The following is a 16,086-nucleotide window of genomic DNA, read 5'->3' on the forward strand; positions in this document are numbered from 1 at the left end:
GAAACCTGAAGACGGCCGCCGAGATCTCCGACGAGATGCTGGACAATATCCTCGACGAGATGGCGCCGGCGCGAGGCGACAAGGTCGCTGTGCTCGTCAATTCGCTCGGCTCGACGCCGCTGATGGAACTTTACGTCATGAACCGACGGGTCAAGCACAGGCTCGATGACATCGGTGTCGCTGTCCATGCGACCTGGGTCGGCAATTATTGCACCTCGCTCGAAATGGCCGGCGCCTCGGTGACGCTGATGCATCTCGACGGCGAGTTGCAGGAGATGCTCGACCATCCCTGCGACTGCGCCATGTTCCGTGCCGGCTGAGAGGGCATCATGACCTCGATCGACACAGCCGGCTTGAAAAGAATGTTCAATGCGATCGCCGCGGCGATCGATGCCGACAAGGACCGGCTCTGCCGGCTCGACGGCGTCATCGGCGATGCCGACCACGGCATTGCGATGGCGCTCGGCTTTGGCGCTGTGCGCGACGCGCTGGACCAGATCGATGCGTCGACCGAGCCGACGGCATTGCTCAACACCGCGGCAAAGTCGTTCCTCAACGCCGTCGGCGCCTCGTCAGGCCCGCTCTATGCGACGGCCTTCATGCGCGGTGCCGTCGCCGTCAAAGGCAAGGCAATTCTGGAGGACGCTGACGTCATCGCCATGCTCCGGGCGATGGCGCAAGGCATCCAGGATCGCGGCAAGGCCGAGCTCGGCGAAAAGACCATGGTCGACGCCTGGCTGCCGGCGGCGCAAGCGGCCGCCGCAGCCCAAGGCGCCGGCAAGACGCTGGCCGAAAGTCTTGACGCTGCGTTCGCCGCGGCTGAGCGCGGCGCCGAGGCGACCAAGGACATGATCGCCGCGAAGGGCCGCTCGTCGCGGCTCGGCGAGCGGTCGCTCGGGCACATGGATCCCGGCGCCGCGTCGGCCGTGACGATCATCAATGCGATGCGGAACAGTCTGGTCTAACCCCGCTTCGCCGCGTCGAGCCTGTCGATGGCCTGGACATTGCCTGCCGATGGTCCCTTCTCATCGAATTCCGATGCGAGCCATGCGTCGACGATCGACTTGGCCAGTTCCGGGCCAATGACGCGGGCGCCCATGGTAATGATCTGGGCGTTGTTGGATTTTGCGGCGCGCTCTGCCGAATAGGTGTCGTGGGTGAGTGCGGCGCGAATGCCGGGCACCTTGTTGGCGGAAATGGATACGCCGATCCCGGTGCCGCAAAACAGGATGCCGCGATCGTTCTCGCCGTCCAGGATGGTCTGGGCGAGCTTCTGCGACAGGTCGGCATAGTAGCCCGCCTGGCTGAGGTCATTGACCGTGAGGCCGGGCTTGGTGGCGAGGTGAGAGGCAATGACGTCGAGCAGCGGCTTGCCGGCGCTGTCGGCTCCAATGGCTATTTTCATGTTCGGTTTCCTTCCTGTTCGATGCTTAGATCGCCGCCGAGGCGCGTTTGAGGATGTCTATATAGCCTTCCGCCTGCCAGGCGGAACGGCCGATGAACAAGCCGTCGATATGAGACTGTCCGATCAGTTCGGCGGCATTTTGCGGATTGACGCTGCCGCCATAAAGCACCGGCGGTATGGCCGGCAGGAGGTCGCCGGCGATTTTCTTGATCAGCGCCTGCTGTCGGCCGGCATAGTCCGAGCTTGCCGGCACACCCTTGTCACCGATCGCCCAGACCGGCTCATAGGCGAACAGGATAGTCGCCGCCTTGGCCGCGCCTTCGAGAAACTGCAGCGCGCCGTGCACCTGCAAGGCCAGCACCGCATCGGCCTGGCCGCTGTCGCGTTGAGCCAAGGTCTCGCCGACGCAGATCAGTGGCACGAGACCGTGCTTCACCGCCGCCGCAGTCTTCAGCCCGACAGCCTTGTCGGTCTCGCCGAAATGCTCGCGCCGTTCGCTGTGGCCCAACTCTACCATATCAAGTTCGCAGTCTTTCAGCATTATCGGCGAGATCTCGCCGGTCCAGGCGCCAGCGTCAGCCCAATGCATGTTCTGCGCGCCGACCTTGATGCGCGCCGGCGACAGCGCTTTCTTGACCTCGCGTATCGCCGTGAAGGGCGGGATGACGAAGGGCTGAATGCGCTCGTCGAAACCGGGGACGAACTCGGCCAATGCATCGGCGAAAGCCATCGCCTCGGCGAGCGTCTTGTTCATTTTCCAGCTGGTGCCGACCCAGTAAACCATGCGTGCTCTCCTACTCTGCGATCACTGTCAGCGAAACGCCAGCACCATCCAGCGCCGCGCGCATCTGCGGCTGCGGCTCGCGGCCGGTGAAGACGGTATCGAAAGCCTTGAGATCGGTCAGGAAATGCAAGGCGGTGCGGCCGAATTTCCCATGATCGACCAGCAGATATTTGCGCGCGGCTGCGGCCATCATCAGCCGTTTGGTCTGGACCACTTCCTGATCTTGGTGAAAGGCAGAGGCACCATGTATGGCCGATGACGACAGGAAAGCGACATCGGCGCGCAATGATTTCAGCGTGTCCTCGGCGAGCAGGCCGAAGAAGCCGTGGAACTTCTTGCTGTACTGGCCGCCGAGCGCAATCAGGTTAATCCCGGCAACGCCCGCCAAATCCTGGATGACAGCCAGGTTGTTCGAGATCACCGTCAGCGGACGCAGATCGGCAAGGTGCCGAGCAACGCCGCCCGCGGTTGAGCCATCGTCGATAATCACCGTCTGGCCCGGTTCGATCATCGTCACGGCGGCGGCGGCGATGCGCTGCTTTTCATCGCCGGCCAGCCGCTGGCGGTAACGGAAATCGCTCTCGAAAAGGCTGCTCGGCTGGATCGAGGCGCCGCCGCGCACCTTGCGCAGAAAACCGCTTTCCTCGAGCTCGTCGAGATCACGGTGGACGGTCATCTTGGAGACGCCGAAGCGCGAGGCAAGATCGTCGACACTGGCGGTGCCGGTGTCCATCAGAAAATCCATGATGCCTTGCCGGCGGCCGTCGCTCTTCATTTCCGCGGATTCCTCGTGCAACCCGAACGCACGTTCCGAGATATAACAGGAAACGTCGCACAGCCACCAAATTTTTTGTGATAATGTTATGTCTCTATGAGATATCATGACGCTTCTGGTCGCGTGCTGTAACAAGAATTGCTGCCGGCCGAGCGCCCAGCGGTTGCGGTGCCGCGGAAATGCGGCCAGAAGCATCAGGGGCTCGACGACAACCGAACAGCCCGCAAACACTGGCTCGAAACCGGATACGGGAGACTACTGAGTGGCTCGCATCACACTGAGACAATTGCTCGATCATGCCGCCGAATACGGCTATGGCGTGCCTGCCTTCAACATGAACAATATGGAACAGGGCCTCGCTATCATGGAGGCCGCCGAGGAGACCAAATCGCCGGTCATCCTGCAGGCGAGCCGCGGCGCGCGGGCCTACGCCAACGACGTCGTGCTTGCCAAACTGATCGATGCGCTGGTCGAAATCCATCCCGATATCCCGGTCTGCATGCATCTCGACCATGGCAACAACGAAGCCACTTGCGTCACCGCGATCCAGCACGGCTTCACTTCGGTGATGATGGACGGATCGCTAAAGGAGGACGGCAAGACACCCGCCGACTACGCCTATAATTCCGGCATCACCCGCCGCGTCGTCGACATGGCGCATTGGGGCGGCGTGTCGGTGGAAGGCGAGATCGGCGTTCTTGGATCGCTTGAGATGGGCGGCGGCGAACAGGAAGACGGCCATGGCGTCGAGGGCGTCATCAGCCACGACCAGTTGCTGACCGATCCGGTACAGGCCGAACAGTTCGTGCGCGACACCCATGTCGATGCGCTGGCAGTCGCCATGGGCACCAGCCACGGCGCCTACAAGTTCAGCCGCAAGCCGGACGGCGCTGTACTGGCCATGAACGTCATCGAGGAAATCCACCGCCGCTTGCCTAACATGCATCTCGTCATGCACGGCTCGTCCTCGGTGCCGGAGGAGTTGCAGGAGATCATCAACAAATATGGCGGCCAGATGAAGCCGACATGGGGCGTGCCGGTCGAGGAGATTCAGCGCGGCATCAAGCATGGCGTGCGCAAGATCAATATCGATACCGACAACCGCATGGCGCTGACCGGCGCGATCCGCAAGGTGCTGACCGAGAATCCGAGCGAATTCGATCCGCGCAAATATCTGACGCCGGCAATGGCAGCCATGCGGAAGCTGTGCAAGGAGCGCTTCGAGCAATTCGGCACCGCCGGCAACGCTTCCAAGATCAAGCCGCTGCCGCTGCCGGAAATGGCCAAACGCTACAAGTCCGGAAGCCTCGATCCGAAATTTGGCTGACATATTCCGGTTCTGAGCAGGAGCCGCCTCGGCTCCTGCTCATCCCATCATGCTCGCGGCAACAGATCGGCCCTGCCGGTCTCGATGAAGGGCGCCCAGTAGTCGACCGACTCGCGGATCATGGCGACGACCTGATGGTCGACCGGCTCGCGTTCGCGGAACGACAATTCGAGGCAGATCTCGTTGCCGATGCCGCCGCCCCGGCGAATCGTCTCCAGCAGCTTTTCCGGCGTGATGCGGCCGTCCTTGTTGTGGGCGGCAATGAACGGCCAATGGCCACCCTTGTTCATCGACGATTGCTTGATGTGGATGATCGGCGATTCCTTTGGAAAAGCTTCGGCCCAGGCATAAGGGTCGATGTCGTCCGGATTGCTCGACGTCACGTCGCCATGGTCGATGTCGACCATCATCTTGAGCGGGATCGCCGTGCCGGTCGCATTGATTTCGCGCTGCAGCGCGCGGCAGCTCTCGATCGTGTGGCCGAATTCGCGGCCGACCGACATCGGCTCCCAGAACAGGTAGGTCAAGCCGGCGGCCCGGGCATGCTCGGCAACCTCACGCCAGCATTCCAGCGCGATGTCGAAAAGCCGCGCGCGACGCTCAGGATCGTCGTAGTCACGATGGGTGAAGATCGCGAATTGCGTGCCCATGCCGGCAGCGCCGAGTTCGGCCGAAATTTCGGCAAAAGTCTTGAACCAGTCGACATAATAGCGCCGCACGTCGGCGTCGGGATGGCCGAAATGATTGAGCCTGCCGTAGGGGCCGGTCATCGCCGATGTTACGCGCACACCGGTGCGGGTGAGAGCGGAGCGGAACAGGCGGATGAATTTGGCGATCGTCGCCGCCGGCCAGCCGGGATTGACGAACTCATGCGTGAGCTGAACGTCTCGGATGCCGATCGCGTAGGCGATCGTATCGATCAGGTCGTCCGGCTCGGCAAAACGGTTGACCAGCGGATTGGTGTTGAGGGATAGCGCAAAAGCCATCAGCCGGCCTTCGCCAGCCGACTCGAACACCAGTCTTCGAACGCTTCTCTTTCCGCGCCGGACAGATGCAGGCCATGCTTGGTGCGTCGTTCGAGAATATCGGCCGCGGTCTCGGCCCATTCGTGCTCGAACAGGTAGTTGGCTTCGCGCTCGAAAAAATCCTTGCCGAAGCGCCGGCCCAGTTCGGCGAGCGAACCAGCCGTGCCGACCAGATCACGCGTCCTTGTGCCGTAGAGTCGGCCATAATGCTTGACCAGCGATGCCGGCATCCAGGGATATTCGTGGCCGAGGTCACCGAGGAACTGCTCGAAATCGGCATTGGCGATATCGCCGCCCGGCAGATGCCCTTTCGAGGTCCACGGCTTGCCCATCTTCGGAAAGAACGGGGCGATGCGGTCCAGCGCGTGCTCGGCCAATTTACGGAAGGTGGTGATCTTGCCGCCGAAGACGGAAAGCAGCGGCGCCTGCCCTGCCGAAGCGTCGAGTTCGAAAATATAATCGCGGGTCACCGCGCTCGGATTGTCGGCATTGTCGTCATAGAGCGGCCTGACGCCGGAAAACGAACGAACGACGTCGCTGCGCGCAAGCTGGCGCTTGAAGTAGCGGTTGACCACCTTGATCAGATAATCGATCTCGCCGGCATCCGCGGTCACGTCCTCCGGCCGCCCGTCATAGGGAATATCGGTGGTACCGATCAGCGCGAGATCGTTTTGATAGGGATTGATGAAGATCACGCGCTTGTCGCTGTTTTGGACGAGATAGGCCTGTCGCCCTTCCCAGAATTTTGGCACGACGATGTGGCTGCCCTTGACCAGGCGCACGTTCCGCTTGGAGTTCTGGCCAGCCACGCGGTTGATGACGTCATTGACCCAGGGACCGGCGGCATTGATCAGCGCCCGTGCCCGGACTGTGGTCCTGACGCCGGTTCGACCGTCGCGCATCTCCACCGACCACAGGCCGTTTTCGCGACGGGCGGCAATGCAGGCGGTGCGGGTGAATATCCTGGCTCCGCGCTCGGCGGCGTCGAGCGCGTTGATGACGACCAGGCGGGCGTCGTCGACCCAGCAGTCGGAATATTCGAAGCCGCGCTTGAAGGCGTCCTTGATCGGCGCGCCTTCTGGCGCGGTGCGCAGGTCGAGCGTGCGCGTGGCCGGCAGCCGCTTGCGGCCGCCAAGATGGTCGTAGAGGAACAGGCCGAGCCGGACCAGCCAGGCCGGCCGGTCATCGGGGCTGTGTGGCAGCACGAAGCGCATCGGCCAGATGATGTGCGGCGCGGATTCGAGCAGCACCTCGCGCTCGATCAGCGCCTCGCGCACCAGGCGGAACTCGTAATATTCGAGATAACGCAAACCGCCATGAACGAGCTTTCCCGATCGCGAACTGGTGCCCTCGGCGAGATCGTCTTTTTCGCAAAGAATGACCGACAGGCCCCGGCCTGCCGCATCGCGCGCGATCCCGGCGCCATTGACGCCGCCGCCGATGACGAAGAGGTCGACGATTTCGGTTTCACCGCTCATCTCGCTCTATGCCCTGTCGTCAGCATGGATTGACCGGAGGCAGACCGGCGATGAAGCGGCGCACTTCCTCGGCCGCCTGCTCGGCCGCATAAGTCACCGTGCGCACCGACGCGCCGGCGATATGCGGCGTCAGTGTCACGTTCGGCAGCTGCAGCAAGGGCCAGTCGGCAGGCACCGGCTCGACGGCGAACGTTTCCAGCATGGCGCTGCCGATGTGCCCCGAGACGAGCGCCTCATAAAGCGCATCGTAGTCGACCAGCGGTCCGCGCGCGGTGTTGACGAAGATCACGCCCGGCTTCATCCGGGCAATGGCGTCCTTGCCGATCAGACCGCGCGTCTCTTCGGTGACCCGGGAGTGCAGCGTGACCACATCGGAGCGCGACAGCAGATCGTCCAGCGCAACCAGCTCGACGCCGGTATTGCGGTCCTCGGCGCTCAATTGCACATAGGGATCGCAAACCAGGATGCGGCAGCCGAACGCGCGCAGCAGCCGAACCAGCCTGGTGCCGATATTGCCGTAGCCGATGACGCCGACGGTCATTTCGTTGAGCTCGCGGCCGGTGCGGTCGGCGCGGTAGAGATCGCCGCGCCACTCGCCCTTGCGCAAGGCTTCGTGGCCGACGCGGATCAGCCGCGTCTCGGCGAGAATGGCGCCGATGGTGAACTCGGCCACGGCGCTGGCATTGCGACCGGGCACATTGACCACCGTGATGCCATGGGCCTTGGCGGCCGCCATGTCGATGTTGATCGGCCCGCCGCGCGATACCGCAACCAGCTTCAGCGTCGGCAGGCGCTGCATCATGGCTTCGGAGAGCGGCGCAAGCTGGGTAACAAAAATTTCGGCATCGCCGATAAAATCGACCACCTCGTCAGGATCACCGAAATACTCCTTGACCTTGTCGAGGCCGAGCGCAGCATTGCCGAATTCCATCGGCTCGTCGGGCCATGCAGTCTCAATGGTGCGGATGTCGAGATTATCGCCGCAGGCCGCCTCGATTTTCTCGCGAAACACGTCCGGAAGCATGAAGCGGTCACCGATGATCGCAATTTTTTTGCGCATGCTCTTCTCAATTCACGTCAGTTTGTCTGGATGCGGCCATCGAACGCCAGACCGGCCGCAGCGCCTCATGCGCCAATGCGTAGGACGGAGCAATCGCCTCATAGGCGGCGGCAAGTTTCCGGTCGCTGGGCTCGGCCGCACAGAGCAAAGGCGTGACCCATTCACTGACGCAATCGTCCATCGATACGTACTGGCCGACGCAGACCGCAGCAATCATTGCAGCGCCCGCAGCGCCGGCCTCCTCGCGCTCGCTGGTGCGAATGTCCGCGCCGACCGCAGCACCCAGGATCTTGCGCAGAGCCGGGCTCCTGGCCGCTCCGCCGGTCAGGCGGATTTCCTTGGGCAGCGGCCCCATCGCGGCGTAGCAATCGCGTGCCGCGAAAGCCAGCCCCTCGAACACCGCGCGGACCATGTCGGCATAGCCGTGCCTGGACGAAATGCCAACGAAGCCGGCCCTGGCATTGGCATCGACGAACGGCCCGCGCTCGCCGGCCTCCGAGACATAGGGCTGGTAGAGCAGCGAGCCTGGCTCGGACGACGATATCCACTGGTCGACCAGCGCGATCATCTCGCCATTGGTCCGCGTGATACCTTGCGAGGCGAGAATGCCGGAGGCGAGGCCAAGGACCCAGTCGATATTGAGCGTTGCCGCCATGTTCGACTGCATCTGCGCAAAGACGCCCGGTGCCGGCATCGTCATCGTGTAGCCGGTTGCAGCCTCGTTGAGCAGAACCTCGTCCGGCGTTTCGGCAAGCCGCATATGCATTCCGGTAGAGCCGATGATCGAGCATCCCGGCTTGCGCTCGCGATCGAACAGGCCGGCGCCGAGCGCCGTGCAGGCGACATCGACATAGGCCAGAACGACCGGTGTGCCGGCGAGCAGGCCGGTCGCATCGGCTGCTGCTACCGACAGCGAGGTGCTTTGCCTGGTGCCATCGACGATGGGCGGCAGTAGATGCCTGAGATCGGTGACGCCGAGTACCTCGAGCACATCATCTGAATAGCCGCGCGTGCGGAAGTCGCCGAAGGTAAAGGTGCCCTCGGACGGGTCGGTGGCACGGTGACCGGTCAACTTGAAATAGAGCCAGTCCTTGCAGTGGAAGGCCGTCGCTGCATTGGCAAGCATCGCGGGCATGTGGCGCTTCATGAAGACGAACTGCGATCCCTGCTGGCAGGCAGCGAGCCCGCTGCCGGTCTTTTCGAAGCGCAGCCGGTCCTCTGGCCGCGCGCGGATCTCCTCGACGACCGCAGCAGCGCGCGCGTCGAGCCACAGCCAGCCCTTGGCTACCGGCTCACCATCCTTGTCGATCAGCCAGGTGCCGTCGCCTTGGCCGGTCACGGCAACGGCAATGGTCCGGCTGGCTAGGTTCGGCACCTTGTCGGCGAGCTGGCGCAAGGTCGTCGCGGTATCGGCCCAGGTGCGCGTCAGGTCCTGCTCGGCGCCGCCGCCCGGCAGTGTCTCGTATTTATTGGGCAGCGCGGCGGACGCGATCTGCCTGCCCGCCGTGTCGAAGGCGACGGATTTTATGACAGACGTGCCGGCGTCGATGCCGATCAGCACATCCTGCATCAAGCAAGCTCCGTGCCGTGCGAAATGGCATTGCCGCTCGCCTGATCGAAGACGTGAAGGTTTTTCGGATCGATGCTGATCTTGATCGGCGCGCCAAGCTCCAAGCGGGTTCGGTCATGTTCGACCAGGACCAGCGAACCGCCGGCGAAATCGGCGGCGATATGGGTCTGGTCGCCGAGCCATTGATTGGCCGAAACCGTCGCCGGCACACCATCCTTCGAGCGGCGGACCGCATAGGGCCTGACGCCGATGACGACGCGCTGCCGGTTGAGCAATTCGTCGCGAACCGGGCCGCTGAACGCATCCTTGTCGTAGTCGAGCGAAAGCCCGTCGGGCAGCTTGAGATTGATCTTGCCGTCAGCTGTGCCGACATAGGCCTCGAAGACATTCATCGGCGGCTCGCCGACGAATGTGCCGGTAAACAGGTTTGCCGGCCGCTCCTTGAGCCTGTCAGGCGTGTCGAACTGCTGCAGCACGCCGCCCTCCATGACGGCGATGCGGTCGGCAAGCGCGTTGGCCTCAGTCTGGTCGTGCGTGACCAGGATCGCGGTCAGGCCGCGCTCCTTGATGAAATGCTTGATGCGGCCGCGCAGCACGGCGCGAAGCTGCGGCTCGAGCTGGCCCATCGGCTCGTCCAGCAGATGCAGGTCGGCCTCGCGGATCAGCGCCCGGCCGAGGCTGGCGCGCTGCTGCTGGCCGCCGGAGATCGAGCTCGGATAGCGCTCGAGAATGTCCTCGATCTCGAGAAGCTTGGCGATGTTGGCAACCTTTGCATCGACCGCACTCTTCGCCAGCCTGGCGGCCTTGAGGGCGAAGGCGATGTTCTCACGCACGGTCAGCGGCGGGTAGAGCGAATAGCCCTCGAAGGCCATTGCGACGTTGCGCCTGACCGGCGGCAACGTGTGCACTTTGCGGCCGGCAACCGCGATGGTGCCGCGCGAGACCTCTTCGAAGCCTGCGATCATGCGCAATGTCGAGGTCTTGCCGCAGCCGGACGAGCCGAGCAGCGCCACGATCTCGCCCTTGGCGATTTCCATCGTCAGGTTCTTGACGGCGTGTACGCCGCGGTCGATCGGACCGTAGAACTTGTCGACGCCCGAAATGGTGATTGCGGTCGGGCTCATGCCGCTTCTCCACTGCGCAAATTGACGACATTCTTCGAGCCGATACGCTCGCCGCTTGCCCGATCGAACAGCACGGCGCTTTTGCTATCGACGGCGATATGCGCCCGGCCTTCGGATTGGCCCGGCGTCCCGGACGGACGCGAGACCAGGATTTCACGGCCGCGCACGGTTCGCACCAGCGTGACGATCTTCTCGTTGAGCGGCGTCTCAGCCTCGACCGTCACCGGGATGGCGCCGGGCGTGCCTTCATCGACAAAGGCCAGTGCCTCCGGCCGCAAACCGATCACGCAGTCGCGGCCGACCACCGCCTCATGAGCGCCGGCAAGATGGACCTGGACGTTGGACAGGCCGACATAGATGCCCTTGGCGTCCCGCGACGGCTTGACGTCCAGAAGGTTGATCGTCGGGTCGCCGAACAGCCGGGCAATCTCGACATTGGCCGGCTCGCGATAGATCTGCTCGGGCGTGCCGAGCTGTTTGACGACGCCCTGCGACATCACCGCGATGCGGTCGCCGAGCGCCATCGCTTCCTTGTAGTCCTGGGTGACGTAGATGACGGTCGCGCCGCGATCGGCGAGCAGCCTTGGCAGTTCGAGGCGCATTTCGAAGCGCAATTTGGCATCGACGTTGCGCAAGGGATCGTCGAGCAGGAGAAGCGGCGGCGAGCCGACCAGCGCGCGGGCAAGCGCGGTGCGTTGCTTCTGGCCGTTGGACAGCGCCCGCGGCTTGTGGCTGAGCACATGGCCGATTTTCAACAACTTGGCGACGCTCTCGACGCCGGCCTTGATCGTGCCCTGCGATGAGTGCTTCGCCTGCAGCGGCGTCGCGATGTTATCGAACGCCGTCATATGCGGGAACAGCGCGAAGTTCTGGAATGCCATGCCGACGCCACGGAACTCGGCGTCGAGATCGGTCATGTCCTCGCCGCCGATGAGGATCTTTCCCTCGTCGGGGTCGATGACGCCGGCGACCAGCCGCAGCAGCACGGTCTTGCCGGCGCCGGACGGTCCGAACAGGACCAGCGTTTCGCCGTCGGCGACGGTCAACGACAGATTGTCGAGAACGGTCTGGCTTTTATAGCGCTTGACGATGTTTCGCAGTTCGAGGCTTGCCATCGGACTATCCTTTCACCGCGCCAAGCGACAAGCCTTCGACGAGATAGCGTTGCGCATAGAGCGCGAGCGCCAGCGTCGGCGTGATCGACAGCACGATCGCCGCCGAGATCTGGCCGTACTGGATGCCCGAGGACGTGATGAAGGCGAGCGCGCCGACCGTCACCGGCTGCTTGTCGGCCGAGGCGAGCACCAATGCAAAAACGAAATTGTTCCAGGCAAAGATGAAGGCGAGCAGACCGGCAGCGGCGATTCCCGGACCGGCGAGCGGCAGCGCGATCTTGCGAAAGGTGGCAAACCAGGAATGTCCGGCAATGCGGTAGGCGTATTCGATATCGGCGGGGATATCCTCGAAATAACCGCGCACGATCCACAGGATCAACGGCAGGCAGATCAGCTGGTAGACCCAGATCAGCCCGATATAGGTGTTGGCCAGCCCGAGCTTCTGGAAATAGAGGGTGAGCGGCAGGAGCACCAGCAGCGCCGGCGCGAACCGGAACGACAGGAGCGTGAAGGCAATGTCCTCCGAGCCGCGGAATTTGTGCCGCGCAAAGGCGTAGGCCGCGGGAACGCCGAGCAGCAACGCGACGGCAACCGAGGTGACCGACAGAAAGACGGAATTCCACAGATTGCGCATGAAGGCGATATCGAGCGTGCCGGCTGCCGTCATCAGCTTGCCGGTGATCAAGGCAGTGTAGTTGGCGAGCGTCGGCTCGAAGACAAGCTGCGGCGGAATCCGCAGGATTGTCTCGTTGGTCTGGAACGACATCATCAGGATCCAGACGATCGGGAACATGAAGAAGATCACGACCAGCGCCAAGGCAATGCCGCGCAGGATGCGTTCGAGAAGGGAGGTGTGTTCCATGCCAGCCTCCTATGCCTGTCCGCGGGCGCGTTCGCGCAGCCGCAGCCAGTTCTTGATGAAAATATTCGAGAGGAAATAGGTGATCGCCCACAGAATGATCATCAGCGCCGCCGAGCGGCCGACATTGGTCGACTGGAAGAAGTTGAGATAAGCCTCAACCTGGAACACGGTCAGCGTATCGCCCGGACCGCCCTGCGTCATGGCATAGATGATGTCAAACTGCTGGATGGAATCGAGCAGGCGGAACAATGTCGCCGTCAGGATATAGGGGGTCAGCATCGGCAGGGTGATGCGGAAGAAAACGAAGCTCCTCGGCACGCCGTCGAGTGCTGCCGCCTCGAATGGCTGCGTGGGCAGGCTGCGCAGGCCGGCAAGCAGCAGGATCATGATGAACGGCGTGTAGACCCAGATGTCGACAAGCACGACGGTGAGCAGTGCCGTGGACGGAGACGAGGCCCAGCGGAAATCCTGCAGCCCGATCAGGCTGGCGAGATAGCTGAGCACGCCAAAGCCGGGATTGGTCATCAGCTTCCACATCAGCGCGGCGAGCGCCGGCGCGGTCATCAGCGGCATCAACAGCATGATCGAGATAAAGTTGTTCAGCGTCGAGCGCTTTTGTAGCAGCATGGCGATGCCGAGACCGAGAAGCAGCTCGAGCACGACGGTGATGCCGGCGTAGAGCAGCGACACCTGCAGCGTGTTCCAGAACTTCGGGTCAGTGAAGAACGAGATGTAGTTGTCGCCCCAGTTGAACTGCCGCGCCCAAGGCTGGCTCAATCGGTAGCGCTGGAAAGAATAGACCACCGATGTGAAGAACGGGATCAGGATGCCGATGCAGACCAGCAGGGCCGGCAAGCTGAGGAGATAGGGCAGCACCCGCTTGCTGATCCTGAAGCCCGACGGCCTGTTTCTTTGTGTTGTCGCCGCAGTCATCTGCTGCTCCGTCATCCTGTTGCTTCGCCGTCCCGGCCGCCCAAGGGAGCAAGGCGGCCGGTCGGGCGAGCAGGCGGTACCGCTCGGCACCGCTTCGCAAACGTGTCACATCCTAAAGGCTGGCCCGCGGGACGGGCCAGCCCTGGCCGCGGCTTAGCCGAGCCCGGCTTCCTTGAGCTGGCCGTTGATGCTCTCGGCCAACTTGTCGAGGCCCTCGTCGACTGGCACTTCCTTGGCCACCATCTTCTGCAGCGTCGCCGCCCATTCGGTGGTGAGATCGAAGAACAGCGGCTGCGGAGTGAACTTGATGCTGGCGCCCGGTGCCGAGACGTCGAACATCTCGACATAGCCCGGATAGCTCTTGTTCAGTTTGTCGCGGAACATCTCGTCCTTCCAGACCGACTGACGGACCGGATTGACGAAGTCCATCTTGGTCGCACCGAACAGACCGTGCTCGGGTCCGGATGCCCATTGCATGAAGTACCAGGTGGCGTCCTTGTCCTTCGAGAAATTGGACATCGACAGCGACCAGATCCAGATGTTGGGCGTCGGTGCCTTGGCGGCGGGATTGGCCTTGAAAGCGGAAAAGGCGAGCTTGCCGGCCATTTTGTTGTCGCCGCCATTCATGAAGTAGCCGAGGATATCGGCGTCGAAAATCATCGCCGAGGCGCCGGCACCGAGATCGGTACCGACTTGGTACCAGGTGTAGGTCGACCAGTCCTTGGGGCCGCTCTCCTGGATCATCTGGACCCACTGTTTGTGGAAAGCCTTGGATTCGGCGGTGCTCATCGCGGCCGACAATTTGCCGTCGGCCGAGACGTTCAGGTCCTTCTGGTCGAAATTGGCGTAAGCCGACAGGAAGCCTGGGTGGATCGTCGCCCAGGAGCGCGAGCCGCGCACGCCGATGCCGTAGACACCGCCACCGACGTCCTTGGTGAGCTTCGCTGCCGTAGCTACCATCTCATCCATATTGCCGGGAACGCTGACGCCGACTTTGTCGAACATGCCCTTGTTGTAGGTGATGTTGTTCTGCTCGAAGCCCCACGGAATGCACCATTGCTTGGCGTCTTCCGACCCGAGCACGCCGCCGGGCTGCCCGTTCCAGGCGCAAGAACTCCTGACGCCAGGCAGGAAGTCGTCCCAGGCATATTTCGGGTTGGTCTTAGCCGGATCCTTGATCCATTCGTTGAGGTCGGTGATCCAGCCGGCCGGACCGTAGGTCCAGGTCATGTAGGCGCCGGTCATGAAGGCATCGTATTCGGGTGAGCTGGCCGACAGTGCCGCGGTGACCTTGTCGAAATAGACGTCTTCCGGAAATACGTCGTAGACGACTTCCATGCCGGTCAGCTGCTTGAAGTTGTCGAGGTCGGCAATCATCGCATCGGCGTAGGGATGCTTGTTGAGCAGCAGCTTGATGGTCTTGCCCTTATGGGCCTGCCAGTCGAAATCAGCCGCCAGGGCGCGGGTCTGCCCGAGGTTGAGCAGGGTGCCGGCGGTGCTGGCGGCAAGGCCCATTGCACCGAGGCCCTTGATCAGCCCACGGCGGTCGACTTGTCCACGCAGGAACGCGTCGATGAGGTCTTTCTCTTTCTCATGCATTTCTCTTCTCCTCCACAGGGTAGTTTCAACGAAATGGTTGCCGGCTACCCGACCGGCGTCTGTTCCACGAGCGATCGCGCCGTCCGCTCGTCGGTTATCAGGCCTTTGAGATAGCGGCCCTCCAGCACTGACTTGATGGCGCGAACCTTCACCTTGCCGCCGGCAACGGCGACAATCCTGCGGTTGCTGATGTCTTCGCGCGCCAGTGCCAGCGCCCGGTCGGAAAGCGTCGTCGCAACAGCCTTTCCGGCATCGTCGAAGAAATGGCCGAGCAGTTCGCCGACGCCGCCATTGCTGCGGATTTCCTCCATTTCGCCCTTCTCGATCATGCCGGTTGCGACAAGCGAGGCCTCACGCTCGGCAGTTCCGATGCCGGCGATGAGCAAGTCGGCGGACTTGGCGAGGTCGAAGACATCGCTGACGCCTTTCTGCCCGAGCAACACGGTTCGATCCTCGACCGTGTTGGCGAACATCGGTACGGGCATCACATAGGCCTCCGCACCAGTCCGCTCGGCGACGCGGTGGATGACGTCATGCGGATTGGCCGAGAACTTGCGCGTCAGGCCGCCAAGCAGCGAGACGAAACGGATCCTGCCGGCCGATATGCGCGGCAGATATTCCACGCAGGCGGCAAGCGTGCGGCCGTGGCCGACGCCGATCAGCGCCTCTTCGCCGCGTTCGATCTCGCGCTTGAGAAACTGCGCGCCGGCGATGCCGAGCGCCTTGAGCGGCAGGTCTTCGGCATCGAAGTCCGGAACCACCTCGCAATAGTCGAGGCCGTACCGGCCGGACAATTCGTCCTCGAGCTCCACGCATTCGGAGACTTCGCCGTCGATGTAGACTTTGACCAGGCCTTCCTGATTGGCCTTGGTGATGAGGCGATGCGCCTTGAGGCTGGTCAGGCCGAGCCGCTTGGCGACCTCGGACTGGGTCAGGCCGCCAGCATAATGAAGCCAGGCGGCACGGGCTGCCATCCCGGTCTCATCATCGCGCAGCAGGCCGTTGCCAAAACCAACCATTTCCGCCCTT

At 62.8% G+C, this 16,086-nt stretch carries 16 protein-coding genes; 3 read left to right on the forward strand and 13 right to left on the reverse strand.

Going from position 1 to position 16,086, the window contains the following annotated elements:
* Nucleotides 1–320 (forward strand): dihydroxyacetone kinase subunit DhaK (locus tag NKH13_RS14170; RefSeq protein WP_352912844.1); only part of this gene is annotated, 320 nt, incomplete at its 5' end.
* Nucleotides 321–329: 9 nt separating this feature from the next.
* Complete coding sequence (gene dhaL, locus NKH13_RS14175; protein ID WP_352717876.1) at nucleotides 330–965, forward strand: dihydroxyacetone kinase subunit DhaL; 636 nt, start codon at nucleotides 330–332, stop codon at nucleotides 963–965.
* On the opposite strand, the gene derI is transcribed toward dhaL, so the two are convergent.
* The 3 genes from derI to NKH13_RS14190 are packed head-to-tail and all read right to left on the reverse strand — an operon-like array spanning nucleotide 962 to nucleotide 2,964.
* Entirely contained in the window at nucleotides 962–1,405 is a 444-nt protein-coding gene (gene derI / locus NKH13_RS14180) for a D-erythrulose-4-phosphate isomerase (RefSeq protein ID WP_352717875.1), read from the reverse strand. The two genes, dhaL and derI, sit on opposite strands and share 4 nt — an antisense overlap.
* Before the next feature lie 25 nt (nucleotides 1,406–1,430).
* A complete protein-coding gene (locus tag NKH13_RS14185; protein ID WP_352717874.1) occupies nucleotides 1,431–2,189 on the reverse strand; it encodes a triose-phosphate isomerase in 759 nt (252 codons plus the stop codon).
* A 10-nt stretch (nucleotides 2,190–2,199) separates the two neighbouring features.
* Nucleotides 2,200–2,964 carry a DeoR/GlpR family DNA-binding transcription regulator gene (locus NKH13_RS14190; RefSeq protein ID WP_292653840.1) on the reverse strand — a complete coding sequence of 255 codons (765 nt, stop codon included), beginning with the start codon at nucleotides 2,962–2,964 and terminating at the stop codon, nucleotides 2,200–2,202.
* Between the two features lie 262 nt (nucleotides 2,965–3,226).
* Between NKH13_RS14190 and fba the strand changes: the two genes are divergently transcribed.
* Nucleotides 3,227–4,291 carry a class II fructose-bisphosphate aldolase gene (gene fba, locus NKH13_RS14195; protein ID WP_352717873.1) on the forward strand — a complete coding sequence of 355 codons (1,065 nt, stop codon included), beginning with the start codon at nucleotides 3,227–3,229 and terminating at the stop codon, nucleotides 4,289–4,291.
* Nucleotides 4,292–4,338: 47 nt separating this feature from the next.
* Here fba and NKH13_RS14200 read toward each other — a convergent pair whose 3' ends face one another.
* The 10 genes from NKH13_RS14200 to NKH13_RS14245 all read right to left on the reverse strand — a co-directional run bounded on the left by NKH13_RS14200 (nucleotide 4,339) and on the right by NKH13_RS14245 (nucleotide 16,076).
* On the reverse strand, nucleotides 4,339–5,277 hold the full coding sequence (locus NKH13_RS14200) for a sugar phosphate isomerase/epimerase family protein (protein ID WP_352718003.1): 939 nt from the start codon (nucleotides 5,275–5,277) through the stop codon (nucleotides 4,339–4,341).
* The gene (locus tag NKH13_RS14205; RefSeq protein ID WP_352717872.1) at nucleotides 5,277–6,794 is read right to left on the reverse strand and encodes a glycerol-3-phosphate dehydrogenase; all 1,518 of its coding nucleotides are present in this window, start codon (nucleotides 6,792–6,794) and stop codon (nucleotides 5,277–5,279) included. Before NKH13_RS14205 ends, NKH13_RS14200 begins: the two co-directional genes overlap by 1 nt.
* Before the next feature lie 19 nt (nucleotides 6,795–6,813).
* Complete coding sequence (locus NKH13_RS14210; protein ID WP_352717871.1) at nucleotides 6,814–7,854, reverse strand: 2-hydroxyacid dehydrogenase; 1,041 nt, start codon at nucleotides 7,852–7,854, stop codon at nucleotides 6,814–6,816.
* Between the two features lie 7 nt (nucleotides 7,855–7,861).
* Nucleotides 7,862–9,424, reverse strand: a complete 1,563-nt coding sequence (locus NKH13_RS14215) for an FGGY-family carbohydrate kinase (protein ID WP_352912845.1) — start codon at nucleotides 9,422–9,424, stop codon at nucleotides 7,862–7,864.
* Nucleotides 9,424–10,548 (reverse strand): ABC transporter ATP-binding protein, encoded by a 1,125-nt coding sequence (locus tag NKH13_RS14220; RefSeq protein ID WP_352717867.1) that lies wholly within the window; start codon nucleotides 10,546–10,548, stop codon nucleotides 9,424–9,426. The genes NKH13_RS14215 and NKH13_RS14220 overlap by 1 nt, the downstream gene beginning before the upstream one ends.
* The gene (locus NKH13_RS14225) at nucleotides 10,545–11,663 is read right to left on the reverse strand and encodes an ABC transporter ATP-binding protein (RefSeq protein ID WP_352717866.1); all 1,119 of its coding nucleotides are present in this window, start codon (nucleotides 11,661–11,663) and stop codon (nucleotides 10,545–10,547) included. Before NKH13_RS14225 ends, NKH13_RS14220 begins: the two co-directional genes overlap by 4 nt.
* Before the next feature lie 4 nt (nucleotides 11,664–11,667).
* Nucleotides 11,668–12,525: a carbohydrate ABC transporter permease gene (locus NKH13_RS14230; protein ID WP_023676025.1), complete on the reverse strand. Its 858-nt coding sequence runs from the start codon at nucleotides 12,523–12,525 to the stop codon at nucleotides 11,668–11,670.
* Nucleotides 12,526–12,534: 9 nt separating this feature from the next.
* Nucleotides 12,535–13,458, reverse strand: coding sequence for a carbohydrate ABC transporter permease (locus NKH13_RS14235; RefSeq protein WP_352717864.1), 924 nt, complete (start codon nucleotides 13,456–13,458; stop codon nucleotides 12,535–12,537).
* A gap of 153 nt (nucleotides 13,459–13,611) precedes the next feature.
* Nucleotides 13,612–15,057 carry an ABC transporter substrate-binding protein gene (locus NKH13_RS14240; protein ID WP_352717862.1) on the reverse strand — a complete coding sequence of 482 codons (1,446 nt, stop codon included), beginning with the start codon at nucleotides 15,055–15,057 and terminating at the stop codon, nucleotides 13,612–13,614.
* A 44-nt stretch (nucleotides 15,058–15,101) separates the two neighbouring features.
* Nucleotides 15,102–16,076 (reverse strand): sugar-binding transcriptional regulator, encoded by a 975-nt coding sequence (locus NKH13_RS14245; RefSeq protein ID WP_352717860.1) that lies wholly within the window; start codon nucleotides 16,074–16,076, stop codon nucleotides 15,102–15,104.
* Nucleotides 16,077–16,086: the final 10 nt, after the last annotated feature.

It is taken from the genome of Mesorhizobium sp. M1348, assembly GCF_040317925.1.
In the GTDB taxonomy this organism is placed as follows: Bacteria; Pseudomonadota; Alphaproteobacteria; order Rhizobiales; family Rhizobiaceae; genus Mesorhizobium.